Source organism: Acinetobacter yuyunsongii (genome assembly GCF_041021915.1).
In the GTDB taxonomy this organism is placed as follows: domain Bacteria; phylum Pseudomonadota; class Gammaproteobacteria; order Pseudomonadales; family Moraxellaceae; genus Acinetobacter.
Map to the genome: position 1 here is coordinate 2,292,762 of NZ_CP157435.1, position 26,564 is coordinate 2,319,325.

The window sequence follows — 26,564 nt, forward strand, 5'->3', positions numbered from 1 at the left end:
ATTTACTCCCCCTCTCCTTATTATAATTATGGTGCAATCGCTTTAACGGTATTATCTGTGAATTTTGCAGAATATACGTTATCTGAGACTTTGCTTACTGTAGCGTATGAGGTGTTACCCACTTTGATCTGTGCTGACGTAAACTTGTCAAGATCAGCAATTTCAACATAAGCACCATTGGCATGAGACAGTTTTGCCCATACAGTTGGCTCATACGCCGCATTAGGATCATTACCAATCAAATTATCTGTTTTAAAGTCAGCCGTAAGCGCATCTTTATCTACAGCAACCTTAATCGTTGCTGTACCTTTTTGATACTCATTACGTTTAGCAGTTAAATCAACACTAAATGGTTTAATACTTGTGCCACCACCCTTGACATTACCACTGAGTTTCACATTAAGGTCCGCATTGATAAATGCTGCAGCAGACTCATTACCACCTGTAATATCAATTACTTTGGATAAATCATTATTTAATTTAATGCTTGCCTCTAAGTTCAGGTTTTCCGTTCCAGCAACAGCCTTACCTTTTAAATTCAGCTCAGTAGGAATAATTTCTGTGGATGTACTTAAACCATCTTTAAATTGAACTTGCGTCGCCTTGCTTGAAAACTCAGTTAAGCTCAACTCTGCACCTGTACCAACAGCAGTCAACACAATATTTGCAAACTTAAACTGTGCAGTCTTAGGAATTTGATCACTAGAACGATCACCCAATTTTGCTGAATTGTTATAAACAACCTGAGCAGTACTATCACTATTTACTGCCAAAATTGCTTGTTTTTCATTCACAACATTCTTAGTGGCAATTTTTCCACCAGCAACCAATTTAAAATCGTAAGTTGATTGAGATGCAGAGAATGGTGCTTCTAATTTCAAATTGGTTACAGTCACTTTGGCTTCATCACCAAAAACGTCATGACCTGTCTGAGTTTTATCGTCCCAAACATAATCTGTCCAATATTTAGCTGTAACACTACCTGTTACAGTAATAGAGTCAGCCTTTACATTCACTTTTAGCTCATTATTGCTCAATTGATAGTCAGGATAATAATACTGGCCATAGGTTGAGTCTTCTTTTAATAAAGCCTCTAGCTGGGCCGCATTATATTCTTTTTCTGAACCTTGTGCATCTTGCTGTGCCAATGAAGCTAAAGTCAAAATCAAGCTACTGGCATTACCAATATCACTACCAGCATCACTAATTGCATCAAATGTTGGCTGGTATTGTGATTGCAATCCATCAAAACTATCAAAATAACTAATAATAGTATTTGTTGTATCTACCAATTGCTTTGCCTTATCCAGATCTGATGCTGGAATAGCTGGATTTTCAGGATTATTACTACCATTATTTGATGATGAATCACCGCCTCCACCACAAGCAGTTAAAATGGCTGAACAAGCTAAAACTAACAATGTTTTCTTAAACATTTGACACCCCTTTTTATAATAAAATTATTATCTAAATTTTTAAATTTAGGACTTAATAAAAGTCATATATTGACTTTGAACAAATAATAGCTACTTATAATTATAATGACAATTTATTATTTAATAAAAAGCCCTTTATTTACAAAAGGGCTTTTATATTTTACTCATCAGGATATTCAAAACGATAACCTACGCCATAAACCGCCTGAATCCATTCATGACGATTTCCTGTTTCAGCAGCTTCGGTAATTTTACGACGCAGATTTTTAATATGACTGTCAATTACACGATCTGCCACATCAAAGCTATCTGGGTTAATATGATCTAATAATTGCGCACGTGAATAGACTTGACCGAGATGCTCCAAAAATAATTCCAATAAACGGAATTCAGTCGGTGTTAAAGTTAATGCTTTTTGTTGATACCAAATACGTTGCTGTGCTTTATCAATACGAAATAAATCATTATGATCAGGTTCTGCCTTACGCTCTAAACGACGCAAAACAGCTTGTACACGTGCAACCAACTCTTTCGGACTAAATGGTTTACAAATATAGTCATCTGCTCCCATATTTAAGCCTAAAACACGATCAATTTCTTCAGTACGCGCAGTTACCATAATAATCGGTAAATCAGATTGTTCACGTACTTTACGGCAAATGGTTAAACCATCCATACGAGGAACCATCAAGTCTAAAATCATGAGACTAGGTTTACGTTGTTGAAACTGGGTATAAGCATCCTGACCATCATGAAACATACTGACTTCAAAACCAGCCGCCTCTAAATAATCACGAACCAACTGCGCTAGTTCAACTTCATCTTCAACCAACATAATATGCTTCATGGTTTTCATCCTATCCATCGTCCTCAAGCAAAGAGGATCAAAAAAGTTATTTCATTAATTTTGGGAAAGTCAGCACACAACGCAATCCACCTAAAGGTGAATGATTAAAAGTAAGTGAACCACCTAAAGCCTGCGCAAGTTTACAAGACAAAGCCAAACCTAAACCCGTTCCGCCAGTGCTACGTGTGCGTGAATCATCCACACGATAGAAACGCTCGCCTAAACGCGCCAACTGCTCATCACTTACCCCAAATGGGCTATCATCCACATACAATATCCATTCATGCTCATTTTGTTGAGTATGAATCTGTATTTTTCCACCTTGTTCTGTGTAACGTACACAATTTCCAAGCAAGTTAACAATGATCTGTTTAAAACGATCTCGATCTAAAGATAGGCTTATTCCTTCGCCTGAGAGTGAAACATCAAACCGCTTTTGTTCAAATGTAGGTTTAAAATTCTCAACTTCTTGCAGTACGACATCCCATGGATTGACTTCAGCAAAATAGCATTTTAACTGCTGCGCATCTGCCTGTGCTAAATCAGCCAAATCTTGTGTTAGCTTCTTTAAACTACTCACTTGACGCATCATTGCATCAAGATGCTCGGGTGTTGCTTTACGAATTCCATCCTGCATCGCTTCAATCTGTGCTTGTAACACAGCCAAAGGCGTTTTTAATTCGTGAGAAGTATCTGCGACCCATTGACGGCGAGACTCTTCATGCTGATGCAAAATATCAGCCAAATGATTCAGTTGATTCGATAAATCTCCCAATTCATCATTTCGCTTAATCACAACCTGATGTTGGTAATTTCCACGCGTTAATTCCAAAGTCGCATTGAGCAAACGTTGAATTGGCTTTTTAAAATAAGTTGCCATCAATAATGCCGCCACCAGACTAGAAAGTACGGTTAAGGCATAAACTAAAAGTAAATAACGCTTTTGATTACTAAAGAAATTAATACTCGATGCATCATCCTGATCCAATACGGGTTTTAAGCCGAGATAACCCACAACTTTTTGATCGACCAGAATTGGACGGTAGGCTATTTGATCAGTTGCAGGTTCGCCCACAATAAATTGGTGTTTTTCATCATATAAAGACAGTCTTGAACTTAAACCTAAACGATCTGGAATTGATACAAAACGCTTTTTAACGTGTTCAGATGATGAACTAGATTTAGTCTCTTGCTTGTCATCTTTCGCATCTTTCTTTAACCGAAATTGGCTCGGACTCAAAGGAAAACGTAAGCCTTCAAAGGGTTGATATTCTGAGGGTAAATTTTGTTTAAGAATCTTTAATTCTTCATCATTAAAAATCTGACGATTTTTTATTTCGGTGTTGTTTTGCGCTAAAGTGGGGGAAAGCGTTAATAAGGTATGGTCATTAAAATAACGTTGTTGTAAGGCAATATCATACTGACGGCGCAACCACCACTGAGACAAACGATCATAATCATCAGGTGCTGCGTTCCCTTCAATTTGTAAAATCTGCGCCTGAATGGCATTCCCCCAGTCATGATAAACCGTATAAACATTACCTAGATTCGCAATCAAACGATCTAATTTTTGCATTTCCACATCAGCAACATAACGTGCGAAGTTCTTTTGCATGGTCCAATGCAATACCCCTAAACTGATTGTTGCAATCACTAAGGTAGTCAGTAATAGCGTTAAAAATAAACGTATGGCTAAAGGCATGCGACGAACATTCAAAAGCGAAATCTCAATAGTGTTCTATTTATGGATTGTAACCAACATGGTTCAAAAAAACTCTCCATTCTTTCTTCATCTTTATTATCTAATCTTTAACAATCGAATCTTAACTGACCACGCAGGATAAAATAATGAACAAGACAAAAGTTGTATTAATGACAACTCTTCTCGGTTCTGTTTTAGGTTTGGCTGCCTGCCAAGTAACACCTTCAGAACAAGCAATGAATCATGACCGCCACCGCCACGAAATGCAACGTCAACCGCTAACCCCTGAACAACGTACAGAATGGCAAGCTAAACGCGAACAACGTGAAGAACAACGAGAACAAATGCGTGAAGAACATCGACTACAGAGAGCACAGATCGAGAAAGCCTGTCAGGGCAAACGTATTGGTGACCGTGTGAATGTTCAGTGGAATAATCGTGTAATTGAAGGTACTTGTGAAGTTCGCTTTACGCCTGAGAGATCACAATTCAAACGTTAAACCTATCTAAGAACATAATATTATTTCGTTATCAAGGCGCCTCAAGCGCCTTTTATTTATTTGCAGAGCCAATTATTTTTAATTACACAGCTGCTTACGATTTTTTGCATATTATTACGAGCGAATTCAACGCAAACTACCTACAATCAATACGCTTTAACATAGTTTTATGATTATCTTTGACTTTACAGTCACTAAGAAATGCCCTGTTAAAGCTTGTACCGAACTATAACTTGTTGCACGATTAGCAACACAAAATGCTACCCTCTTTGGGTATATTTATCATTGACTAAGATTATAACTCTGGTTTAACCAGTATTGAGGAAAATGCTATGCCACAATACAAAGCACCCTTACGTGATATGCAGTTCGTATTGCACGAATTATTAAATGCTGAAGCACATTACGCAACACTTCCTGCATTTCAAGGCACCGTAAGCCGCGAATTGGTTGATCAATATTTAGAAGCAGCGGCTGATTTCTGTGAAAATGAGCTTTCTCCTTTAAACCAAGTGGGCGACCGCGAAGGTTGTACATGGAATGACGGTGTTGTTACGACACCTACAGGCTTTAAAGAAGCATATCAAAAATATATCGAACTTGGTTTCCCATCTCTTTCTGCTGATGAAGAGTTCGGTGGTCAAGCTTTACCAAACTCTTTAGGGATTGCAATCTCTGAAATGGTAGGTACAGCGAACTGGTCTTGGGGTATGTACCCTGGTCTTTCTCACGGTGCTGTTCGTACGATTGAACATCACGGTTCTGATGAGCAAAAATCGATTTACATGCCAAAGCTTGTATCAGGTGTTTGGACAGGTACAATGTGCTTAACTGAATCTCATGCAGGTTCAGACTTAGGTATTATCCGTACTAAAGCAGAACCAAATGCTGACGGTAGCTATGCAATCTCTGGCGAGAAAATTTTTATCTCTGCTGGTGAACACGACATGGCTGAAAACATCATTCATATCGTACTTGCTCGTTTACCTGGCGCGCCTAAAGGCACTAAAGGTATTTCACTGTTCATCGTACCAAAATTCCACGTAAATGCTGACGGTTCTGTTGGCGAGCGTAATGCGGTTCGTTGTGGATCAATCGAACACAAAATGGGTATCCATGGTAACGCAACTTGTGTCATCAACTTTGACCAAGCAAAAGGTTACTTGATTGGACCTGAGAACCGTGGTTTGAACTGCATGTTCACATTCATGAACACTGCACGTATTGGTACTGCTGTTCAAGGTTTATCTGCATCTGAAGGTTCTTTCCAAGGTGCGTTAGCATATGCAAAAGACCGTTTAGCAATGCGTTCACTTTCAGGTCCTAAAGCACCTGAAAAAGAAGCAGATCCAATTATTGTTCACCCTGCTGTTCGTAACATGCTTTTAACTCAAAAAGCATTTGCTGAAGGTGGTCGTGCGCTTGTTTACTTACTTGCTCAATATGCAGATGTCGTTGAAAAAGGCGAAACTGAAGAAGAGCGTAAGTTTGCTGACAACATCTTATCTGTGTTAACACCTATTGCTAAAGCATTCTTAACTGAAACTGGTTATGAATCTGCAAACCACGGTGTGCAAGTATTTGGTGGTCACGGATTTATTTCTGAGCACGGTATGGAGCAAATCGTACGTGATACACGTATTGCTTGCTTATACGAAGGAACAACTGAAATTCAAGCACTTGATCTTTTAGGTCGTAAAGTATTGCAAACTCAAGGTGCAATGCTTAAAGACTTCACCAAGATCATCCATAAATTTGTTGAAGCAAACAAAGACAATGCTGCAATGCAAGAATTCCTTGCACCATTGGCTGCTGCAAACAAAGAATGGGGCGATATCACGATGCAAATCGGTATGCGTGCAATGCAAAACCCTGATGAAGTTGGTGCAGCTGCGGTTGACTACATGTACTTCTCTGGTTATGTCACACTTGCTTACCTATGGGCACGTATGGCACTTGTTGCTCAGGAGAAACTGGCTGAAGGCTCAACTGATGTTGACTTCTACAATGCTAAAGTAGCGACTGCTCGCTTCTACTTCAAGAAGATCTTGCCACGTGTTCGCTCGCATGTAGATGTACTTTCAACTGGTGTTGCGCCATTGTTTGAACTTGATGCGGAACACTTCGCGTTCTAATCATAGATTAGAGTGAGATGCAACGTTCATCACAAAAAAAGGACTGGTCAGTTTTGACCGTCCTTTTTTTGTTTAATCAATGCTAAATTTAAACTATTCAATTTGTTTGTTCGTTTTATTTAATCACTTTGCACATAACCTGTGCGTAAAAAGGAACGATTATGCCAATTTACAATGCACCTTTAGCAGACATGAAATTCATCTTAAATGATGTATTTAAAGCAGAACAATTTTGGCAGTCTAATGAGAATCTTGCTCATGTAGATGCTGCAACTGCTGAAGCAATTTTAGAAGAAATGGCTAAATTTGCTCAAAACGTAACTCACCCACTTAATCGTACTGGTGATGAAGAAGGTGCACGTTGGGTTAACGGTGAAGTATTCACACCAGCAGGATTTAAAGAAGCATTCCGTCAATACGCTGAAGGTGGTTGGATTGGCTTAGGTGCTGATGAGGAATGGGGCGGTCAGGCAATGCCAAAAATGCTGACTGTTCTTTCTGATGAGATGTTATTCGCAACCAATCCATCATTCATGCTCTACCCGCTTCTTTCTGTGGGTGCAGGTATGGCATTAAACAGCTATGCATCTCAAGAGCAAAAAGAAACCTATTTACCTAAAATCTACTCTGGTGAATGGTCAGGTACGATGTGCTTAACTGAACCGCATGCAGGTACAGATTTAGGAATTATTAAAACCAAAGCTGAACGCAACGAAGATGGTACGTATAACATTACAGGTACTAAGATCTTCATCACAGGTGGTGATCACGACCTCGCTGAAAACATCATTCACTTAGTTCTTGCAAAAACACCTGATGCACCAGCGGGTTCACGTGGTATTTCTTTATTCATCGTACCGAAATACATTGTAAATGCAGATGGTTCTTTAGGTGAGCGTAACCCTGTTGGTCCTGGCTCAATCGAACATAAAATGGGGATCAAGGCATCTGCAACTTGCGTGATGAATTTTGATGCTGCAAAAGGTTATCTCGTTGGTAAAGAAAACGAAGGTCTTGCAGCAATGTTCGTGATGATGAACTATGAACGTTTATCAATGGGTATCCAAGGTCTTGGTGCTTCTGAATTTGCTTACCAAAATGCAGCTCAATATGCAACTGATCGTTTACAAGGTCGTAGTGCTTCTGGTGTTAAATCTCCAAATAAACCTGCGGATAGCATCTTAGTTCACGGTGATGTTCGTCGTATGTTATTGAATGTACGTGCAAATAATGAAGCATCTCGTGCATTTGCAGTATATGTAGGTCAACAGCTTGATATCACTAAATTCTCTACTGATGCAGAAGCAGTGAAGAAAGCCAATGACCGTGTTGCGCTGTTAACACCAATTGCAAAAGCTTACCTCACAGATACTGCATTCCAAGCAACTTTAGATGCACAAATGGTATTTGGCGGTCATGGTTTTATCCGTGAATGGGGTATGGAACAATGTATCCGTGATCTTCGTATTTCTCAAATTTACGAAGGAACAAACGGCGTTCAATCTCAAGACTTAATTGGTCGTAAAACCATTAAGTGTGGCGGTGCGTTTATTGCTGAATATATTGCTGAGATCCGTGATTTTGCCAATTCATTAGACACTGACTTAAACTTCATTAAAGATGCAACTTTAGATGCTGCAACTGAAATTGAAGCAATCACTCAATTCATCATTGAGCAAGCTGCTGAAAATGTAGACTTCCCGAATGCTGCTGCAGTAGATTACTTAAGCGCAGTTGGTCTACTTAGCTTTGCTTATATGTTTGCTAAGATTGCTGCTGCTGCAAAAGATAAGTCTGGTGATTTCTACCAAAACAAACTTGCTTTGGCACAGTACTTTGTTGACCGTATTTTGCCAGAACTTGATTCTCGCCTTGCGAAGATTAAAGCAGGTTCTGACTTAATCATGAACTTCAGCGAAGATTACTTCACAAACCAAGCTTAATTCTAGTTCGGTTTTAAAAACTGCCTAAATCATTTGGTTTAGGCAGTTTTTTTATGGCTATAATAAAATCAGCATAAAAATTGCATCCATTTTCATGATCATGTTGAGTACATTAAATTTCCATGTCTAGTTCAAAAGAGAAACTTGAAGACCTGCAACGTCTATTCGACCGTTTAGGTCACTATGCGGTTGAAGCATTTCATTATCTGGCACTGTTTATTATCGGCTGTATGATCGCATGGTCAGCCGTGCATACGGTGATTGAAATTTTGACCGTTAAGCAATACGCAAGCATTGACGATATTCTGCTGTTATTTATCTATCTTGAACTGGGCGCGATGGTTGGGATTTATTTCAAGACCAATCACATGCCGGTGCGCTTTTTGATTTATGTGGCAATCACTGCACTTACTCGCCTCTTGATTGCAGATATTCAACATAATCATAAAGCCTCAATGGATCAGGTGATTATTACGGGTTCTATTTTAATCCTCGCCCTAGCCATTTTAGTGGTGCGTTTTGCTTCGTGGAACTATCCATCGGTGATTCGTGGTAAAGATCATGAACAACAACTTCCTGCAAATAAGACACCACGACCACAAGATGACGAACTTGCATAAATAAAAAAAGCAGGCATTTCGCCTGCTTTTTCTTAGGTATTTTATGCAACTCGGAACACACGATATTTCGAATCAACCAATACATATTTGCCCTGTACCTGCATCCAGTTATAACCACGTGGTGGTTCATATAAACGGTGCATACGATAGTTGGAAATCATATATCGGTTGCTACGGAACTCTGAAGGTAAACGTTCACCACGTTTAAGATTTATGCGTTGACCATAGTGGTTGCCACGATCACCATTTGACCAGCGGGCTTCACGATGATCATGGCGGTCATAGCGATGATCGTAACGATCTTTATGATCGTGATGATTGTTCCAGCGATTGGAATCTGCCATCGCAGATGCAGAAACACCAAGCATTAAGGTTGATACAAGTAATATTGCTGTCTTTTTCATTGTTTGATCCTCTGTTTGACCTGAATCCAGATTAAGAAAAACTCAAGGAGAAACCATGAACAAATCCAGCGACATTGCAAAACTTTGTAATGAAAACCAAGAAATTATGGAGATTTCAATTTTGAATAAAATTCAAAAAAACATTTAAAATCAGCGGATAATTTCAATCGTAAAATTATCATCAGTCACCAAAAGATAACGACCATCGACCATCACCCAGTGCCTACCTCTTGGTGGTTCACGCAATGAATATGAATCCCAATCTCGAATCACATAGCGTTCACTACGAAACTCGCCGGGTAATTCATTTCCAACAACAAATGATTCACGTCGATAGCTGTGCTCATATTGTGTTTCTGGATAGTATTCAATACGAACACCCGGTCGATGGCTTGGATAAGGATAATAATTATTTTGATTCGGTTGATAATAATAGCCTTTGGGTGGTGCCGTCGGTGTGTAACGCTGATTTGAAAAGGCAAATGGGTCCTGTGCAGGCTGCTGATAAGATGGCGAAGCCTGATGCGAGGAACGGCGCTCCACCCCACTATAGCCGCTCCAGGCATTATCGGCGTAGACCATTACGGGGAGACAGCTCAACACACTGATAAAAGCATAAACATCGTATTTAGATCGCAAGATTGCCCTCTCCCATCATCAAATCCTAATTTCTATTTTAGAGTAAAAAACCAGCAATGACTGTTACCATTCGATACCATTCAGGGCAAATCAAGGATGAAATAAGGAGGGATTTTCTTGCTCAGATTAAGAATATGCTAGAATCCATTTTTCAATTTTGAGGCAATGTCAGTGTCTGAAATGAATTTTGATCGTCTCTATCAATTTTTCTGTAAGGTTCCAAGTGTGCAAGAATCCAGAATCGTGGCGCATGGTACAGATGGTCAACATGCATGGTGGTTTAAATTTAATATTGATGTTGAGCATCCTCTGGCATGGCAGACCGTTCAGGAACTTGGGCATGTACTGAACTACTTATCGACCAATGAGCGCTTACCCACTCAATTCTTCCCTGTCTCTCCTCCTCCTTATATGAATGGTGAAGCGAAAGACTTTTTAGCTTGGGTGATTCAATGTAATCATGCTGAGTTTAGTCCTGATGTAGTGTGTGACTGGCTGGAAGCACGACTTCCAACGCCTGTGGAAAATGAAAGCCAGTGGAAAATCAAAACGGATTTAAGTGAATTAGATCAATTGGCTGATAAGGACTTAGATCAATTGATTCCACCCAATCCACAATAAAAAAAGAGGCTTAAAGCCTCTTTCTTTTAGAAAGTCGATAAGCCCGACCACTCCATAAAACGATAGAGCCAGTATTTGATTTTTGATTCATCAGCATATTTTGCATAATCAACCGTGATCTGACGACCATTCGCATTACTCCAAGCAGCATCAAAATACTGTCCTGCATCTTTAAACACTTGTGCTTGTGCTGAACCTAAAACGCGCATGTCTGTCTCAAGGTTATAATTTTTCAGGTTACGTGCCGTTAAATTCGCTGAACCTAAAATAATTTCAGCTTGCTGAGCGTTATATTTGAGTAGCATTTTACTATGGCATTGTTCACCATATGTATCACACCAACGAATTGGAATGCCTACCGCATTGAGTTCTGAAGCCACTTGACGATTTGGAATACCATTCTTTTGACGACCAAATGCATCTTTATTTGGATCAAGCATGATACGAATATTTACACCACGTTGTTTAGCCTGTTTTAACGCCTCAATAATATTTCGCTCAGACAGATAGAACATAGCCATGTCTAAATGCTCTTCACTTTTTGCAGATTGAATCATCTTCAACACAGCATCATAAATCGCTTTTTCAGTCAGTAGCTGCACCTGTGGCAAGCGCTTATCTTCCACCAGCCCACCCATAATCACAAAAGGGCTTGAACCTTGTGACATATTCGCGACGGTTTGCTCAGTTTGTAATACATCAATCGCGGTTGGGCCATCCACGACCAGTGCGACATTACTATGATGTGAACTTCCATCATGAGGATTCGCTGAGGTCACTAAACTCTTCCAACCTTGAGCCGTATCGACCACTAAGGTTTTACGATGATTGGCTTTAAAATTTAACAATTCTAAATAACTACGTAAGGTTACTTTATCCTTCCCAAAGGGATTACTTAACCAACCACCTTCAGGATTATTGCCTAAATTTTGACAACAGATATACCAAAAACCCGACCACAATGGATTTGAAGCACGCAAAGGTTTTAAATCTGTTTCTATCACATCTACGCCTGCTTGACGAAGCTGACGATAGTGTTGAGGCGTTATTCCACCATAAACCGAGTTAATTGGATCAGTAATGACAACCACCTGAATATTTGGGTCTTGACGACGCTTTGCGATCAATGCATTAGTCAGTTGCTGCGTTAAAGGAATCTGTTTAACTTTAGATTTTCCAACTTCCTGATTAAACAGGAACATATCCAGCACAATTGTGGTGTGTGCCTGATCAATCAGTTGAAAAATTTCTTTAAAAATATGCTGGTCTACCTGTTGCTGACCCTTCGTATCCATATAAGTTTGATCCGCTAAAAATTTCACATTGGCATGGCGCAGTTGTCCCGTAAAATCCAGTCCTTTTGGGAGTGGTTTTACAGTGTGATAAATTGCCGAAGCAATATACCCAATCGCAAAAATACTCAATATGACTGCCATGTAACGTCGACCTGACCAGTTTAATTTTTGATGAATTCTTTGGAAGATGCGCATATAAACAGAAAAAGCCCTAGCCTAATGGACTAAGGCTAGAGCTTATACTTTGATTTTTCAATAAGATTTGAGTGACAAATTAGAAACTAAAGTTCACACCAACGCTAAAATTACGTCCAACTTGTGGAATGGTTGATAAAAATGATGCATGTTGATAAACCTGATCATCCAACAAATTATTAGCATTGAGGAATACACGGTAATCACCGACATTGCCATAATTACCTGAATACGCCACACCCAAATTTAACATATTATAACTTTGTGTATCGGTTTCATAAGCTGCGATCTTATCTTGTTGGAATACATGGTAATACTCAACTGAACCGCTAAAACCATCATCAAAGTCTGCATTCACTTTTGTACCCAAACGACCTGCGGGTACACGTGGTGCATTTTCATTATCGATCTTGCCACGAACATAATCACCAAATACACCGAGTTTATAGATCGGTGAAATTTGATAGCCTGCTTCCGCTTCCGCACCATAGAACCTGGCTTTGTCCTGTGCATATTGCACCAGACGGAAATCTTTATAACGACCTAAAGTTTGGGCATAGATGTAGTCGTCAAACCAGTTATGGTAGACATGTACATGGTAATCGAACTTGTTATCATCGTAATGAAAACCAAGTTCGACATTATTTGACTGCTCTTTTTTAAGCTGATCATTCCCTAGTTCATAGGTATTGGTGGCGAAATGCCCACCATTAGCATATAACTCTTGTGCTAAAGGTAAACGTTCTTGATGCGAAGTAACAAACGAGAGTTTGTAGTTTGGTGCAAACTCCCAATTGGCGGCACCAGAAACAGAAAAAGCCGAACCGTCGAAATCTTTTTTCGTTGCATCATCAATATTAATTTTTTGCTGTTCTGCGCGAGCAGCTAATTCAACATGAACATCATTAAGTTGTGCATGTTCTAATGCGAACACACTCCATTTTTTAGTGGTATTTGGCGCTAAAAAGGCTTCTTCACCTGTAAGTTTTAATTTTTGTTGTCCATATTGTGTACCAATGACCCCTTCCCATGCACCCAGCGGGTTATGTACTAACTCTAAGCGGCCATCATAACCTTTATTTTTAAAACGAGTCGCGATGGTCTCTTCTTCGATCTCATCATGTTGATAATCTGTATAACTCGCTTGTGCGCGTAATTTTTTAAAGCCTGCAAATGGGTTGTCCAACTCAGTACGAACATCATAACGCTCTGATTTTAAGTCAATCCAAGGTCCCGCATTATGCGCATCATTTGGGTCGTGATCACCACAATGTAAACTCAGACCTTGTAAATGGCAGCTTTCATATTCATGGCTATGTCCTGGCAAGCCGTATTGATCCTGACGATTGCTATATGAAATACCCGTAAAGCCACGATCATAAATCCACGATAGACCCATATTTATAGTTTGCCCTTTGGCAAAAGTATTATCGACTCGGCGTTCTTTTTCGCCTTCATGGAAATAATCAGGTGCAATATAATCATTGGCTTCACGTTTGAGACCTTCAAGACGTAATGCAACTTGATCACCTAAACCAACAGTAACACCCGCGCTTGCTAATTTTTCATCACTGCCCGTGTTATAACGGAGTCCAACATTCCCCTCATAACCATTTTCTGGCATCTGTGTCGGAATTTTGCTGTCTGTGACATTGACCAAACCACCTACAGTACCAGCACCGTACAGTAAAGTAGATGGTCCTTGAATAACTTCTATTTTCTTTGCTAATAATGGATCAACCGTGACCGCATGGTCAGGCGATAAGGTTGAAACATCAATATTTTCAGAGGCATGCTGCAACACTTTGACTCGAGCACCATCTTGTCCGCGAATCACTGGACGACTGGAACCTGCGCCAAACTGATTGGTATGTATCCCCATCTCACCAGCTAAGGCATCACCTAATGTTACACTTTTTTCAGTTAACTCTTTTTGCTCAACCACATGATCTGCGACAGCAAAATCGGCTGCATTTCGCTCTAAAGGGTGCGCTTTAATTTCAATCGTAGCAAGTTGTTGAACCTTTGTTTCCTCTTCTGCAAAGGTGGTACTACTGGCTATTGCTAAAATAGATAAAGTCAAAATATTTTTAGAAAATGACATGCCGTGTCTCAGATCAGCTTAAATATATTTTGTTATATTATAACATTTCATTTATTTTGCAATAAAAAACATAACCACAAAAAACATTTGCTACACTGCTGATCCATTATTCAATGTTTATAACGTTCCAAGAATATGCCATTTACTCTTTCTCACGCTGTTCTTGCACCACCTCTATCAAAATTGAGTAAGGGTCATTTGCCTGTCGCAGCGCTTGCAATCGGCTGTATGACCCCAGACCTGCATCGTTTATTTACTCAAGAAACAATTGCATTAACACATCAGTGGTCTGGCATATTATTCCCCAATCTTCCGATTGGATTATTCTTTTGTCTCTTGTGGTATCTCATTTATCGACCTGTCAGTTATCGTTTTCTGGGTATAAAAGATCCCATAAAGATCAGCAATTTTGATGATGCAGTGGGCTTTAGTCTTATGAATTGCTTTGCGATTATTTTGGGTACAGCGACACATTTAATCTGGGATGGATTAACCCATCTGGACTTTCGAACCTTCGCTTTTAAAGATTTACTCGCACAAGATATTTCTCTCTTTGGTTTGCATTATCCATTACATTTTATTTTGCAGATTGCTTCATCTATTCTCGCCTTACCTTTTATCTTCTGGATGTGCAAACGCTATTACATCAAACATAAACTAGCTCAACCTGTACCGATTAAAATCAAAGGATTTATCACGACAAGCTTAATGATTTCAACAGTTGCTGGATTGTTGTCAATTTGGGACTATAGTCGTCATATTTCATCAGAACTCTGGTACACCGAACGATATTTTTTTATTGGTAAATCAATTAACGAATTTACTCAAACAGCACTTTGTGTTTTTACAGCAGCATGTCTGTTGCTACTATTATTTGATCGAAAAGGTCAAACAAGATCATTTTTTTAAAAAAACGTCGCTTTAAAATTCTGTTGAAATGATTAAGACTTGAGACAATATGTTCAACAAGGCATAATCTCCCCTTCATTGGTGATGCGCTGTTTACGCATTCACCTTCTAGCCAATATAGTTTGGATAAATAATTCAATATGATGCGCACTCATTACTGTGGCTCTTTAACTGAAGCCCAAATCGATCAAACAGTGACTTTATGCGGATGGGTTCATCGTCGCCGTGACCATGGTGGTGTAATTTTCCTTGATATGCGTGACCGTGATGGTTTAGTTCAAGTCGTCATTGATCCTGATACACCAGAAGCTTTCTCAACTGCGGATAAAGCACGCTCTGAATTTGTATTAAAAATTACAGGTCGTGTACGTCGTCGCTATGAAGGTACTGAAAATGCCAACATGGTGAGTGGTCAAATCGAAGTTTTAGCAAAAGAAATCGAAGTTTTAGCTGCTTCTGAAACACCTCCATTCCCATTGAATGACGAAAACACCAATATTTCTGAAGAAATTCGTTTGAAATACCGTTTCTTGGACATTCGTCGTCCAGAAATGTTAGATCGCTTACGCTTCCGTTCTAAAGTTACAAACTTGATTCGTAACTACTTTGAAGATCACGGTTTCCTCGATGTTGAAACACCGATCTTGACTCGTGCAACTCCTGAGGGCGCACGTGACTATTTAGTCCCAAGTCGTGTTTCAAATGGTAGCTTTTACGCGCTCCCACAATCACCACAATTGTTCAAACAGTTGTTGATGGTCGGTGGTATCGATCGTTATTACCAAATCGCTAAGTGTTTCCGTGATGAAGATCTACGTGCAGATCGTCAGCCTGAATTTACCCAAATCGACGTTGAAACATCGTTCATGAGTGACGATGACATCATGGATTTAATGGAAGGCTTAACGGTTAAAATGTTCAACGAATTATTGAATGTAAAATTCGATAAATTTGAACGTATGACCTATAACGATGCAATGCGTGATTATGCATCTGACAAACCAGATATGCGTATTCCATTGAAATTAGTTGACGTTGCAGACTTAATGCAAGACGTTGAATTCAAAGTTTTCGCAGGTCCTGCAAAAGATCCTAAAGGTCGTATTGTCGCTTTACGTGTACCAGGTGCTGGTTCATTACCACGTAGTGCGATTGACGAATACACCAAATTCGTAGGCATCTACGGTGCTAAAGGCTTGGCTTACATCAAAGTCAATGAACTTGAAAAAGGCATCGAAGGTCTTCAATCTCCAATCGTTAAATTCATCGAGCCAATCGTACTCGATTTATTAAAACGTGTTGGTGCTGAAAATGGCGACATCGTATTCTTTGGTGCGGATAAAGCAAAAGTTGTAAATGATGCGATGGGTGCACTTCGTGTGAAAATCGGTCATGACTTGAATCTTTCAACTTGCGAGTGGGCACCACTTTGGGTTGTTGATTTCCCAATGTTCGAAGAAACTGATGATGGCAAATGGACTTCTGTGCATCACCCATTCACACTACCAAAATCAAGTGTTGAAGAAGTGAAGAGCAATCCAGGTGCTGCGTTGTCTGTTGCATACGATATGGTACTCAATGGTACTGAGATCGGCGGTGGATCACTGCGTATTTATACCTTAGAGATGCAGAAAGCGATTTTTGAAGCTTTAGGTATTGGTGAAGAAGAGGCAGAAGAAAAATTCAGCTTCTTATTGAATGCATTACGTTATGGTGCGCCTCCACACGGTGGTTTGGCATTTGGTCTTGACCGCTTGATCATGCTCATGACAGGTGCTTCTTCTATTCGTGATGTGATTGCATTCCCGAAAACGAAGACTGCTGAATGTCCATTAACTCAAGCACCAGCACCAGTAGAAGCGAATCAATTACGTGACTTGGGTATTCGTTTACGTGAAAAAGCAAAAGCTGAAGAAAAGTAATTTTTTCAATTGATTGCTGAATAAGACCCTGCTTAATGCAGGGTTTTTTTATATTACATGGTTTTACTTTGCGATCATGCAGCGTAATGGCATAATAAGCTGCTTTTTTATTGAGAGGTCAGTCTTATGGCAATGCGTCCTGATGTACGTCGACACACAATTGTAATTATTGTGTTTTCACTTGCTCAATGGTTTTTTATGCGTTACATCTTGGCAAATGAACTTTTCAATATGACCACCAATCAACGTATTTTATATTTCTGCGTCAGTAGTCTTGTAGGTGCGTTATTGATTTTTGTAGCACTAATTTATATGGTGCTCAAAGGCAATACCGATAAGCAAGACTGATCGTCATGTCGTTTTATATTACCCTACTCCGTATTTTACCTTTAGCATTTTTGCGTAGTATCGCAAAAGTGGCTGCCTACTTTATCAATCAAAATCCTGATAAAAGTATGCTTTGGAAAACCAGAATTAATATTGGTTTAGCCTACCCAACACTTCCTTCAGAGCAAAAAGAACAGCTTGCTCGAGAGAGTGTGACCAAACAATGTCTGAGTTATATTGAATCAGGGAAATGTTGGGCAATGCCTCCTGAATGGAGCATTCAGCAAATTCGTACTGTGCATAACTTAGAAGTATTAACAAATGCTTTAAGTGATCCGCGTGGTGCTTTGATTATTACTCCGCATTTGGGTACATGGGAAATGATGAATGCATGGGTCAATCAGTATGGTACACCTACCATTATGTATAAACCCATGAAAGACTCAGGATTTAATGCTTTTGCTTTGCATGCTCGCCAACGATTAAACGCCACCTTAGTTCCAACTGATGCTAATGGTGTAAAAGCGTTATTTAAGAATCTAAAACAAGGTGGTTTTAGCGTAATTTTACCTGATCATGTCCCTCAACCTTCAGGCGGGGTTGTCGTTCCTTTTTTTGGAATTCCCTGTTTAACTAGTACACTTGCAAGCAAAATGGCGCAAAAAACCCAATGTCGTCTGGTGGGATTAAGCTGTTTCCGTCGTGAAGATGGTGAAGGATTTGATGTGTATTGCGATGATCTGAATGATCCTGAGTTATACGATTGCGATATTGAGATCGCAACTGCGGCACTCAATAAAGCAGTTGAACAGATGATCAACCGCTTTCCTGCTGAATATATGTGGGGATATAAAAGGTTTAGAGGTGGTGATACTAAGTTTTATTAAAATATACTTAGTATTAAATAAATTCTTATTGACGTATTTCAAAAATAATTTATTTTTCAAATGAATAATTTAATGATCCAATCATTTAAAAGGAAAGTAGTTGCATGCGAATCTTGATTACAGGCGGAGCTGGATTTATTGGTTCAGCTGTAGTACGTCATATTATAAAAAATACCAATGATGAAGTTCTTAATATAGACAAACTTACATATGCAGGTAATCTAGAATCACTAAAAGAAATTGATCAGAATCCACGCTATCAATTTCAACAAGTTGATATTTGTGATGCTTCAAAACTAGAACAGATTTTTGAACAGTTTCAACCTGATGCAATCATGCACTTAGCTGCCGAGTCACATGTTGACCGTTCTATAGATGGGCCAAGTACATTTATTCAAACCAATATTGTTGGCACATACACCTTATTAGAAGCAGCACGTAAATATTGGCAGCGATTAGACGAAATTAAAAAAGTAAATTTTCGCTTTCACCATATTTCAACAGATGAGGTTTATGGTGATTTGGACGGGACTACGGATTTATTTACTGAAACAACACCATATGCACCAAGCTCACCTTATTCAGCCAGTAAAGCGAGTTCCGACCATTTAGTTCGGGCTTGGCAACGGACCTTTGGTCTACCAACTATTGTAACAAATTGCTCTAATAATTATGGTCCATATCACTTTCCTGAGAAATTAATTCCTTTAGTGATTCTGAATGCCTTAGATAGTAAAGCACTCCCTATCTATGGAACTGGTAATCAAATCCGTGATTGGTTATTCGTTGAAGATCATGCAAGAGCCTTATATCAAGTTGTCACTCAAGGTACGGTTGGAGAAACTTACAATATCGGTGGGCATAATGAAAAACAGAATATTGAAGTAGTGAAAACCATTTGCAGAATTCTGGATCAATTAAGACCACAAAATAATGCTCAACCTTATGAAAACTTAATCACTTTTGTAAAAGACCGTCCAGGACACGATTTACGTTATGCAATTGATGCCTCAAAAATAGAAAATGAACTTGGCTGGAAACCTCTAGAGACATTCGAAACAGGTATCCGTAAAACAGTCGAATGGTATTTAAACAATTTAGAATGGTGCCGCCATGTTCAGGATGGTAGCTATCAACGTGAAAGATTAGGGGTAAATGTATAATGTCTACAAAGGGTATTATTCTTGCAGGTGGTTCAGGTACACGCCTCTACCCAATCACCAAAGGTGTTTCTAAACAATTACTCCCTATTTATGATAAACCAATGGTGTACTATCCCCTTTCAGTTTTAATGCTGGCAGGTATCCGTGAAGTCCTCATTATTAGTACGCCTGACGATATCGATGGATTTAAAAGTTTACTTGGTGATGGTTCTCAATTGGGTATTGAATTGAGTTACGCAATCCAACCGAGTCCAGATGGTTTAGCCCAAGCATTCATTATTGGTGAGCAGTTTATTGGCAAAAGTAATGTATGCCTTGTGCTTGGTGACAATATTTTTTATGGTCAGGGCTTTACACCAATGTTACGTCAAGCTGTCGCTCGTCAAAAAGGCGCGACGGTCTTTGGATATCAGGTTAAAGATCCTGAACGCTTTGGTGTGGTTGAGTTTGATGAACAAAAACGTGCAGTTTCTCTGGAAGAAAAACCTAAACAGCCAAAATCACATTTTGCTGTAACTGGTCTATATTTCTATGATAATGATGTTGTGGAAATCGCAAAAAAAGTTAAACCATCTGAACGTGGTGAATTAGAAATCACGACTGTGAATCAAATGTACTTAGAGCGCGGCGACTTAAATGTTGAGTTACTTGGTCGAGGTTTTGCTTGGCTCGACACAGGCACACATGAAAGCTTACTTGAAGCAGCACAATTTGTAGAAACGATTGAAAAACGTCAAGGCTATAAAGTGGCATGCCTAGAAGAAATTGCGTTTAACAACGGCTGGCTAAGCAAAGAGCAAGTTTTACAAATCGGCCAAAGTATGAATAAAAATGATTATGGTCAATATCTAATTTCTTTGGTGAATGAAATATGGGCTTAAAGAAACTCATTGATTTACCAGATCTAGGAGATCAACGCGGTGGACTCGTTGCGATCGAAGCGAACCAGCATATCCCCTTTGATATTAAACGTATCTATTATATTTTTGCTGCCTCAAAAGATAAACCCAGAGGTTTTCACGCACATAAAGACTTAAAACAACTTGCAATCTGCCTACATGGTCAATGTCGCTTCATTTTAGATGATGGGCATAATAAAGAAGAGGTTATACTCAGCTCACCAACTCAAGGCTTGATCATCGAAAGTATGACTTGGCGTGAAATGCACGACTTTTCAGAAGATTGTGTCTTATTAGTGTTGGCAAGTGAACATTATGATGAAAACGATTATATCCGTAGTTATGATGAATTTCTCAGCGTTGTAAATCGTCCATTTATCCATCCTTTATCCGATGTACACAGCACCAACATCGGTCAGAATACACGCGTTTGGCAATATAGTGTGATTCTAAAAAATGCAGTGATTGGTGCTGGATGTAATATTTGTGCCCACACCTTAATCGAGAATGATGTCCAAATCGGTGACAATGTCACCATAAAATCAGGCGTATACATCTGGGATGGCATTACCCTAGAAGATAATGTGTTTATTGGTCCATGCGTCACTTTTACCAACGATAAAAAACCACGATCAAAACAGTATCCTGAAAGCTTCGCAAATACGGTTGTAAAACAAGGCGCGAGTATTGGCGCGAACGCAACTATCTTGCCAGGTATTCGAATAGGAAAGAATGCAATGATTGGTGCAGGTGCAGTCGTAACAAAAGATGTACCAGAAAATGCAATTATGGTCGGCAATCCAGCAAAAATTAAAGGGTATATTGGACAATGATTCCTTTTCTTGATCTTAAAAATATTAATCAACAATACCGCGAGCAACTCATTGAAGCCTGTACACGAGTTATTGACTCTGGATGGTATATTGGTGGCAAAGAACTCGAACAATTCGAACTGAATTTTGCAAAATTTTGCGGAACCAAATATGCAATCGGCGTAGCCAATGGTTTAGATGCTCTTATTTTGACATTAAGAGCTTGGAAAGAGTTAGGTAAATTAAAAGCCGGTGATGAAGTTATTGTTCCTTCAAACACTTATATTGCCAGTATTTTAGCCATTAGCGCTAATCAGCTTAAACCTGTTCTTATTGAACCTGATCCAGATACCTTCAATCTTGATCCTACAAAAATTGAAACAGCTATCACAAATAAGACAAAAGTTATTTTACCAGTTCATCTATATGGTCAGCTTGCAGCAATGCCTGAAATTATGCAAATTGCAGATCAATATGACTTATTAGTTTTAGAGGATTCCGCTCAAAGCCATGGTGCAGAAGTTAAAGGTAGAAAAGCTGGGAATTGGGGACATGCATCCGCATTTAGTTTTTATCCTGGTAAAAACCTTGGTGCATTAGGTGATGCTGGCGCAATAACAACGAATGATCTAGAGCTTGCCAATATGCTTAGAGCATTACGCAATTATGGTTCACATGAAAAATATAAAAATCTTGTACAAGGTGTAAATAGTCGTTTAGATGAAATTCAAGCCGCTATCTTGGATATTAAACTTAAATTTCTAGACCAAGAGACTTTACACCGTCGTAAGATTGCAGCACTTTATTTAGAAAATATTAATAACTCTTTAATTCAACTTCCTGAAACGCAAATTAATGCTTTAGATGATAAGCAACATGTTTGGCATTTATTTGTGATTCGAACCGAACATCGCAAAGCTTTACAAAAGCACTTAACTGAACATGGGATACAAACTTTGATTCACTACCCTATTCCCCCACATAAGCAACAAGCTTATGAGGAATGGAACAACTCAAGCTTTCCAATTTCAGAAAAAATTCATTCTGAGGTATTGAGTCTACCTATGGGCCCCACTCTTAGCTTAACGGATGCTCAATTCATCGTAGATGTCTGTAATGGATTTAAATTATCATGACATCAATGACTACCACGCCTTTAGTAACAATTGCTATTCCTTGTTATAACCATGAGCAATATGTTCAAGATAGTATCCAAAGTATTATTGATCAATCTTATTCAAACATTGAACTAATTATTATAGATGATGGTTCTAAAGATAACTCTGTATTAAAAATTCAAGAATTAATTTCAATTTGTACAAATAGATTTAGTCGATTTGAATTTAGATATAGAGAGAATAAAGGGTTATGTAATACTCTAAATGAAGCATTAAAATGGGCAAATGGAGAATATTTTTGCACATTAGCTTCTGATGATATGATTCAACCTGAAAAAATTGAATTACAAATTCAGGCTTTGCATGAATATCCTGAAGCTATTGCTTGCTTTGGCGGTGTAAATATTATAGATAAACATAACAAGATTATAGACCAACGTGTCAGAAGTTTTAAAAAAACTTGCTTTAGTGAGATCTTTTTAAATCAGCATGATTTACCTGCTTCATCGCAAATGATAGATACTGCAACTCTTCAAAAGGTAGGTGGATTTAATCCTCAAACAAAAATTGAAGATTGGGATCTATTATTACGTCTATCGAACTTGGACAAAGAAATTATCTACATCCCTTATCCGCTTGTAAATTATAGATCACATGACGAAAATATGAGTAAAAATCAAGATATGATGTATGAAGAAATGTTAAAAATCGCAATGCAATATCGAGATCATAAATTATATCCGTCCGCTGTTTATACCATACAAAAAATAATAAAAATTAGGCCACTAAGAAAAGAAAGTCCTATCAAATCATTAATGCTTCGTTGTAAATATTATTTGATTTATCTTCAAAATAGATATTTTTCAAAACAAAGTTAATCTACAAGAATATTCTTGACAAATTTTGCAGGTATACCTCCAAAAATTGTCAATGGTGGCACATCTTTCACAACAATTGCACCATTTGCAATGACTGCACCTTGACCAATCTTTACACCTTTCAGTATTTTCACATCAGATCCAATAAAAACATCGTCTCCAATTTCTACTGGTAAGCATTCATAATTTCCATTCGTTCTATTATTAATGGCCAAGCCATGAAAATCTGAGTCAGTGACGAAAAAATTAGTACCTATTAAGCATCTACGACCAATAGTAATTTTTGTCCGATCAGCAATCATTACAAAGTTATTATTTATAAAGGTGTTATCTAAAATTTCAATTTTAGCAGTAGTATTTCTAGCTTCTATATACCCAACTCCATTAGTAAAATATGGAGATGGAAAAACACCTAACTCTACATTCTGAGCAAAAATCTCTCCAGTTCCGATAAATTGTGTAGCTTGTAATATTTTACCCGTAAATTTCAATTTACGAATATTAGAAAAGAATTTCCTATAGAACCATACTCTTAATCTAGTATAGCGATACATAAACTTCATAAGATCACCTTAGTTCAAACTAAATATTATCTTTTAAATAATTATAAAAAGAGTTCTGTGGCGAATTAGCAATATATGTCATTTTATGAATATTAATTAGGCTAAGAATTTTATTAAATTCAGTCTGATCATAAAAATTATTGGCTTTAGATTGTAATAAATGGGGTAAAGTATCATCTACAATCATAGATTGTTGATCTGAAAAATATTTATTGATTAAAACATCAAATAAAATTTGGAAGAAAAAGTAATGAGGAATATTATTTTGCGTTTTCCAAAAATTCAACAATAGATCTAAACATGTGTGTATAACAATATTTCCTTTTTTACCAACAATAAAACTATTTAGAACATTAATACGGTGATTACTATCCCAATCAAAGTAATCAGAATTATACTCAGACCAATAACGTTTGTTTTTAGCTTCTGATGATCTTTGAAACATAAAAAAATCAGAATCAGCAATATTTTCTTTAATTGGAGACGTTAGCATAATAGTTGCATCTAACCAAGTACCCCCATAAACATCAAGTAATGCTAATCGAATTAAATCCGCAAAAAAAGCATGTTTAAATTCAGGGTTCTGTTTCTTTAAATATACAAAGTCAGGCAAATCCAAATAATCATTTATATTATTATCATCCAATCGGATAATTTTATAATCAGCACAGTATTTATCTACTGATTTAAAGCACAAATTAACAATTTCAGGTAACTGACCATGATTAACGCCTTGCGCCCAATACTGCCAAATTATTTTTTGATCTAAAAATGTCTTCTTTGGTTTCAGTTGAAAATGTTCAATTTTATTATCTTGATATAGATTAATCATTTTCTCCCAAGCATCAGCCACTGATGCTTGTTTAGATCGGTCTGCTATCAGATTATATTTCTTTCTTAATTTTTTTGGGATGAATCCAAAGTACAAAATTCGCCAAGGCTTTTTATGCAGCTTATAAATTAAACGAACAAAATCAGTTTCATAAGAGAAAAGATTTGATAAATTGTTTGAATCTAACTTTGTAGAATTTTGATTGTTTTGTATTTGCATTTTCCCATTCTACCTGACTAATTTTATGCTCACTCTCACCACGTAAATATGCATGTCCACCAAATCGATAATGTGATTTGTCTAGGAATACTACTTTTGATGTTTTTTTCCAGTATTCATACTCACCACGACTAAAAAGAGGTGGTAAAATTTTTACATCATCACGGTTTAATGCATATTTATTTAAATGGCTTTCATCATGCCATAGCGCAATAACGTCTTTCTCTAAATCAGATTTTATATTCTGATTTAATTTTTCACACATTTCCAAGTATGCTGATGTGTTCCCCCCATTAATCCCACCCATAAAATAATATTGACCTTGACCATTTGGAATATAGGCTGAAGATTCAGGATTTCTATCATATGTAAATTTACGTTTGGATAAATGGAACATATGTGGCTGATGAGCAAATACTAACTTTTGATCTTCTCTTAATGGTAGTAGATCATCTGAAGTGATTTCAGATACTATTTCAGAATTTCCATTAAAGAAAAATACATAATCAAATGCTTCTAGCTGATCCTTAATCGATAAAAAAATATCAAAGCGCATTAATGTATCAAAAGGCCAGCCTAATTTATTTTGCTGTATACAAGTAACATTACCCCTACTTTTCCCAACAATATCCTCTGAATTATCTGTAAAAACAAAATAATGCTTTAAACAGTTATTTAATAAATATTTCTCAGCAGATTCATAGAAATATTTCCAAAAAACAGTGTATCGTCCAGTTGCAATGTATAAGACGGCTACAGTTTTTTGATTAATATCACTCATAATTATATTTCTCATTATTTAAACTTAATAGTTTTATAAGCAATAATGCTAAATAATTGCATATATATCCGATAAATTTCTAATTTTATTTTAGACCAGCCTTTCTTTTTATTATTTTTCATTCTTTGTTGACGCTCATTATATAGATCACTAACCAAAGAGGTTTTACTCTTTTCAGGGTATAAAATCATTTCCTGAATACATAGCGCTGGATTCATTTGATAAATATTATTTTTTTTATTTAAAACATACTGATTAAACATCAATTGATCTAAAGGTATTAATTCAATAGATTGAATGTATTCTAAATATTCTTTTGCACCTTTTATAGAAAGTATATAACCAGCCGTACCTAAATTACAGCTTTTTAATTTAGATATAGACCGATTCCCTTTTTCCAACTGGACATATGGTTTCCCAATCAAAACACGCTCATTAAATGCTTCAATTTTTATTACATTCCAATCTGGATCAATCCAGTCATGGCTATTCAAATAAAAATTTGCATCATCACCTAAATAGATATCATCTTCAAAAATTGCCATATAACTAATATTTTCATCGAGCATTTTTTGCCAAAGCGCAACGTGGCTCATAAAACATGCTAATTCAGTTTTCGCTAAAAATTTTTCATTTACATTTAATTTTAATTTATCAGCCATGGTTGCCGCTAAATCTGGCGTTAGTGCGTTAAAAAATTGATATTCAACTTGATGATGACTAAATTCATTTTCAATATGCTGTCTTCGATCTAAGGCTGTTTTTAAACTTATGACATAATTTTTCATCGTAAAATAACCTAAAAAATCTCCA

The 26,564-nt window shown here is 37.6% G+C and carries 25 protein-coding genes; 14 read left to right on the forward strand and 11 right to left on the reverse strand.

The window, feature by feature from the left end; translation table 11 throughout:
• Positions 1-26: 26 nt before the first annotated feature.
• The 3 genes from ABLB98_RS10975 to baeS form a co-directional block, all read right to left on the reverse strand.
• Positions 27-1,436 carry a hypothetical protein gene (locus ABLB98_RS10975; protein WP_348883018.1) on the reverse strand — a complete coding sequence of 470 codons (1,410 nt, stop codon included), beginning with the start codon at positions 1,434-1,436 and terminating at the stop codon, positions 27-29.
• A 160-nt stretch (positions 1,437-1,596) separates the two neighbouring features.
• Positions 1,597-2,283, reverse strand: coding sequence for a response regulator (locus ABLB98_RS10980; protein ID WP_348883019.1), 687 nt, complete (start codon positions 2,281-2,283; stop codon positions 1,597-1,599).
• A gap of 46 nt (positions 2,284-2,329) precedes the next feature.
• Positions 2,330-4,000, reverse strand: a complete 1,671-nt coding sequence (gene baeS / locus ABLB98_RS10985; RefSeq protein ID WP_348883020.1) for a sensor histidine kinase efflux regulator BaeS — start codon at positions 3,998-4,000, stop codon at positions 2,330-2,332.
• Between the two features lie 131 nt (positions 4,001-4,131).
• Between baeS and ABLB98_RS10990 the strand changes: the two genes are divergently transcribed.
• The 4 genes from ABLB98_RS10990 (at position 4,132) to ABLB98_RS11005 (ending at position 9,183) form a co-directional block, all read left to right on the forward strand.
• On the forward strand, positions 4,132-4,485 hold the full coding sequence (locus ABLB98_RS10990) for a heavy-metal resistance (RefSeq protein WP_348883021.1): 354 nt from the start codon (positions 4,132-4,134) through the stop codon (positions 4,483-4,485).
• Between the two features lie 332 nt (positions 4,486-4,817).
• Positions 4,818-6,620 (forward strand): acyl-CoA dehydrogenase C-terminal domain-containing protein, encoded by a 1,803-nt coding sequence (locus ABLB98_RS10995; RefSeq protein WP_348883022.1) that lies wholly within the window; start codon positions 4,818-4,820, stop codon positions 6,618-6,620.
• A gap of 161 nt (positions 6,621-6,781) precedes the next feature.
• Positions 6,782-8,563, forward strand: coding sequence for an acyl-CoA dehydrogenase C-terminal domain-containing protein (locus ABLB98_RS11000; RefSeq protein ID WP_348883023.1), 1,782 nt, complete (start codon positions 6,782-6,784; stop codon positions 8,561-8,563).
• A 122-nt stretch (positions 8,564-8,685) separates the two neighbouring features.
• On the forward strand, positions 8,686-9,183 hold the full coding sequence (locus tag ABLB98_RS11005; protein WP_005162200.1) for a phosphate-starvation-inducible protein PsiE: 498 nt from the start codon (positions 8,686-8,688) through the stop codon (positions 9,181-9,183).
• Between the two features lie 41 nt (positions 9,184-9,224).
• On the opposite strand, the gene ABLB98_RS11010 is transcribed toward ABLB98_RS11005, so the two are convergent.
• Positions 9,225-9,587: an RcnB family protein gene (locus ABLB98_RS11010; protein WP_151790082.1), complete on the reverse strand. Its 363-nt coding sequence runs from the start codon at positions 9,585-9,587 to the stop codon at positions 9,225-9,227.
• Positions 9,588-9,737: 150 nt separating this feature from the next.
• Positions 9,738-10,229 carry an RcnB family protein gene (locus ABLB98_RS11015; protein ID WP_151790083.1) on the reverse strand — a complete coding sequence of 164 codons (492 nt, stop codon included), beginning with the start codon at positions 10,227-10,229 and terminating at the stop codon, positions 9,738-9,740.
• Positions 10,230-10,397: 168 nt separating this feature from the next.
• On the opposite strand from ABLB98_RS11015, the gene ABLB98_RS11020 reads away from it, so the two are divergent.
• Positions 10,398-10,847 (forward strand): hypothetical protein, encoded by a 450-nt coding sequence (locus ABLB98_RS11020; protein ID WP_171495713.1) that lies wholly within the window; start codon positions 10,398-10,400, stop codon positions 10,845-10,847.
• Between the two features lie 26 nt (positions 10,848-10,873).
• Here ABLB98_RS11020 and ABLB98_RS11025 read toward each other — a convergent pair whose 3' ends face one another.
• Positions 10,874-12,337: a phospholipase D family protein gene (locus tag ABLB98_RS11025; protein ID WP_348883024.1), complete on the reverse strand. Its 1,464-nt coding sequence runs from the start codon at positions 12,335-12,337 to the stop codon at positions 10,874-10,876.
• Between the two features lie 79 nt (positions 12,338-12,416).
• Positions 12,417-14,441, reverse strand: coding sequence for a zinc piracy TonB-dependent receptor ZnuD (znuD, locus tag ABLB98_RS11030; protein ID WP_348883025.1), 2,025 nt, complete (start codon positions 14,439-14,441; stop codon positions 12,417-12,419).
• Between the two features lie 135 nt (positions 14,442-14,576).
• On the opposite strand from znuD, the gene ABLB98_RS11035 reads away from it, so the two are divergent.
• The 9 genes from ABLB98_RS11035 (at position 14,577) to ABLB98_RS11075 (ending at position 23,356) form a co-directional block, all read left to right on the forward strand.
• Positions 14,577-15,350 (forward strand): DUF4184 family protein, encoded by a 774-nt coding sequence (locus ABLB98_RS11035; RefSeq protein ID WP_348883026.1) that lies wholly within the window; start codon positions 14,577-14,579, stop codon positions 15,348-15,350.
• 140 nt (positions 15,351-15,490) lie between these two features.
• Positions 15,491-17,272 carry an aspartate--tRNA ligase gene (aspS, locus tag ABLB98_RS11040; protein WP_004664816.1) on the forward strand — a complete coding sequence of 594 codons (1,782 nt, stop codon included), beginning with the start codon at positions 15,491-15,493 and terminating at the stop codon, positions 17,270-17,272.
• 126 nt (positions 17,273-17,398) lie between these two features.
• Positions 17,399-17,620 carry a hypothetical protein gene (locus ABLB98_RS11045; protein WP_004664817.1) on the forward strand — a complete coding sequence of 74 codons (222 nt, stop codon included), beginning with the start codon at positions 17,399-17,401 and terminating at the stop codon, positions 17,618-17,620.
• Between the two features lie 5 nt (positions 17,621-17,625).
• Positions 17,626-18,486: a lysophospholipid acyltransferase family protein gene (locus ABLB98_RS11050; RefSeq protein WP_348883027.1), complete on the forward strand. Its 861-nt coding sequence runs from the start codon at positions 17,626-17,628 to the stop codon at positions 18,484-18,486.
• Positions 18,487-18,590: 104 nt separating this feature from the next.
• Positions 18,591-19,649 (forward strand): dTDP-glucose 4,6-dehydratase, encoded by a 1,059-nt coding sequence (gene rfbB, locus ABLB98_RS11055; RefSeq protein ID WP_348883028.1) that lies wholly within the window; start codon positions 18,591-18,593, stop codon positions 19,647-19,649.
• The gene (gene rfbA, locus ABLB98_RS11060; RefSeq protein ID WP_348883029.1) at positions 19,649-20,530 is read left to right on the forward strand and encodes a glucose-1-phosphate thymidylyltransferase RfbA; all 882 of its coding nucleotides are present in this window, start codon (positions 19,649-19,651) and stop codon (positions 20,528-20,530) included. The genes rfbB and rfbA overlap by 1 nt, the downstream gene beginning before the upstream one ends.
• Positions 20,521-21,381 (forward strand): WxcM-like domain-containing protein, encoded by an 861-nt coding sequence (locus tag ABLB98_RS11065; protein WP_348883030.1) that lies wholly within the window; start codon positions 20,521-20,523, stop codon positions 21,379-21,381. The genes rfbA and ABLB98_RS11065 overlap by 10 nt, the downstream gene beginning before the upstream one ends.
• Positions 21,378-22,496 carry a DegT/DnrJ/EryC1/StrS family aminotransferase gene (locus tag ABLB98_RS11070; protein ID WP_348883031.1) on the forward strand — a complete coding sequence of 373 codons (1,119 nt, stop codon included), beginning with the start codon at positions 21,378-21,380 and terminating at the stop codon, positions 22,494-22,496. The genes ABLB98_RS11065 and ABLB98_RS11070 overlap by 4 nt, the downstream gene beginning before the upstream one ends.
• The gene (locus ABLB98_RS11075; RefSeq protein WP_348883032.1) at positions 22,493-23,356 is read left to right on the forward strand and encodes a glycosyltransferase; all 864 of its coding nucleotides are present in this window, start codon (positions 22,493-22,495) and stop codon (positions 23,354-23,356) included. The genes ABLB98_RS11070 and ABLB98_RS11075 overlap by 4 nt, the downstream gene beginning before the upstream one ends.
• Here the strand turns inward: ABLB98_RS11075 and ABLB98_RS11080 are convergent.
• The 4 genes from ABLB98_RS11080 to ABLB98_RS11095 are packed head-to-tail and all read right to left on the reverse strand — an operon-like array spanning position 23,353 to position 26,539.
• Positions 23,353-23,919, reverse strand: coding sequence for an acyltransferase (locus ABLB98_RS11080; protein ID WP_348883033.1), 567 nt, complete (start codon positions 23,917-23,919; stop codon positions 23,353-23,355). The two genes, ABLB98_RS11075 and ABLB98_RS11080, sit on opposite strands and share 4 nt — an antisense overlap.
• Positions 23,920-23,938: 19 nt before the next feature.
• On the reverse strand, positions 23,939-24,970 hold the full coding sequence (locus tag ABLB98_RS11085; RefSeq protein WP_348883034.1) for a capsular polysaccharide synthesis protein: 1,032 nt from the start codon (positions 24,968-24,970) through the stop codon (positions 23,939-23,941).
• Complete coding sequence (locus ABLB98_RS11090) at positions 24,900-25,751, reverse strand: family 6 glucosyltransferase (RefSeq protein ID WP_348883035.1); 852 nt, start codon at positions 25,749-25,751, stop codon at positions 24,900-24,902. Before ABLB98_RS11090 ends, ABLB98_RS11085 begins: the two co-directional genes overlap by 71 nt.
• Positions 25,752-25,765: 14 nt before the next feature.
• Positions 25,766-26,539, reverse strand: coding sequence for a glycosyltransferase family 25 protein (locus ABLB98_RS11095; protein WP_348883036.1), 774 nt, complete (start codon positions 26,537-26,539; stop codon positions 25,766-25,768).
• Between the last annotated feature and the right edge of the window lie 25 nt (positions 26,540-26,564).

Bases quoted from the DNA above. Each gene is read 5' to 3' on its own strand.
- ABLB98_RS10975 (WP_348883018.1), bottom strand. From the start codon at position 1,436: ATGTTTAAGAAAACATTGTTAGTTTTAGCTTGTTCAGCCATTTTAACT.
- ABLB98_RS10980 (WP_348883019.1), bottom strand. From the start codon at position 2,283: ATGAAGCATATTATGTTGGTTGAAGATGAAGTTGAACTAGCGCAGTTG.
- ABLB98_RS10990 (WP_348883021.1), top strand. From the start codon at position 4,132: ATGAACAAGACAAAAGTTGTATTAATGACAACTCTTCTCGGTTCTGTT.
- ABLB98_RS10995 (WP_348883022.1), top strand. From the start codon at position 4,818: ATGCCACAATACAAAGCACCCTTACGTGATATGCAGTTCGTATTGCAC.
- ABLB98_RS11000 (WP_348883023.1), top strand. From the start codon at position 6,782: ATGCCAATTTACAATGCACCTTTAGCAGACATGAAATTCATCTTAAAT.
- ABLB98_RS11005 (WP_005162200.1), top strand. From the start codon at position 8,686: ATGTCTAGTTCAAAAGAGAAACTTGAAGACCTGCAACGTCTATTCGAC.
- ABLB98_RS11010 (WP_151790082.1), bottom strand. From the start codon at position 9,587: ATGAAAAAGACAGCAATATTACTTGTATCAACCTTAATGCTTGGTGTT.
- ABLB98_RS11025 (WP_348883024.1), bottom strand. From the start codon at position 12,337: ATGCGCATCTTCCAAAGAATTCATCAAAAATTAAACTGGTCAGGTCGA.
- znuD (WP_348883025.1), bottom strand. From the start codon at position 14,441: ATGTCATTTTCTAAAAATATTTTGACTTTATCTATTTTAGCAATAGCC.
- ABLB98_RS11035 (WP_348883026.1), top strand. From the start codon at position 14,577: ATGCCATTTACTCTTTCTCACGCTGTTCTTGCACCACCTCTATCAAAA.
- aspS (WP_004664816.1), top strand. From the start codon at position 15,491: ATGATGCGCACTCATTACTGTGGCTCTTTAACTGAAGCCCAAATCGAT.
- ABLB98_RS11045 (WP_004664817.1), top strand. From the start codon at position 17,399: ATGGCAATGCGTCCTGATGTACGTCGACACACAATTGTAATTATTGTG.
- ABLB98_RS11050 (WP_348883027.1), top strand. From the start codon at position 17,626: ATGTCGTTTTATATTACCCTACTCCGTATTTTACCTTTAGCATTTTTG.
- rfbB (WP_348883028.1), top strand. From the start codon at position 18,591: ATGCGAATCTTGATTACAGGCGGAGCTGGATTTATTGGTTCAGCTGTA.
- rfbA (WP_348883029.1), top strand. From the start codon at position 19,649: ATGTCTACAAAGGGTATTATTCTTGCAGGTGGTTCAGGTACACGCCTC.
- ABLB98_RS11065 (WP_348883030.1), top strand. From the start codon at position 20,521: ATGGGCTTAAAGAAACTCATTGATTTACCAGATCTAGGAGATCAACGC.
- ABLB98_RS11070 (WP_348883031.1), top strand. From the start codon at position 21,378: ATGATTCCTTTTCTTGATCTTAAAAATATTAATCAACAATACCGCGAG.
- ABLB98_RS11075 (WP_348883032.1), top strand. From the start codon at position 22,493: ATGACATCAATGACTACCACGCCTTTAGTAACAATTGCTATTCCTTGT.
- ABLB98_RS11080 (WP_348883033.1), bottom strand. From the start codon at position 23,919: ATGAAGTTTATGTATCGCTATACTAGATTAAGAGTATGGTTCTATAGG.
- ABLB98_RS11085 (WP_348883034.1), bottom strand. From the start codon at position 24,970: ATGCAAATACAAAACAATCAAAATTCTACAAAGTTAGATTCAAACAAT.
- ABLB98_RS11090 (WP_348883035.1), bottom strand. From the start codon at position 25,751: ATGAGTGATATTAATCAAAAAACTGTAGCCGTCTTATACATTGCAACT.
- ABLB98_RS11095 (WP_348883036.1), bottom strand. From the start codon at position 26,539: ATGAAAAATTATGTCATAAGTTTAAAAACAGCCTTAGATCGAAGACAG.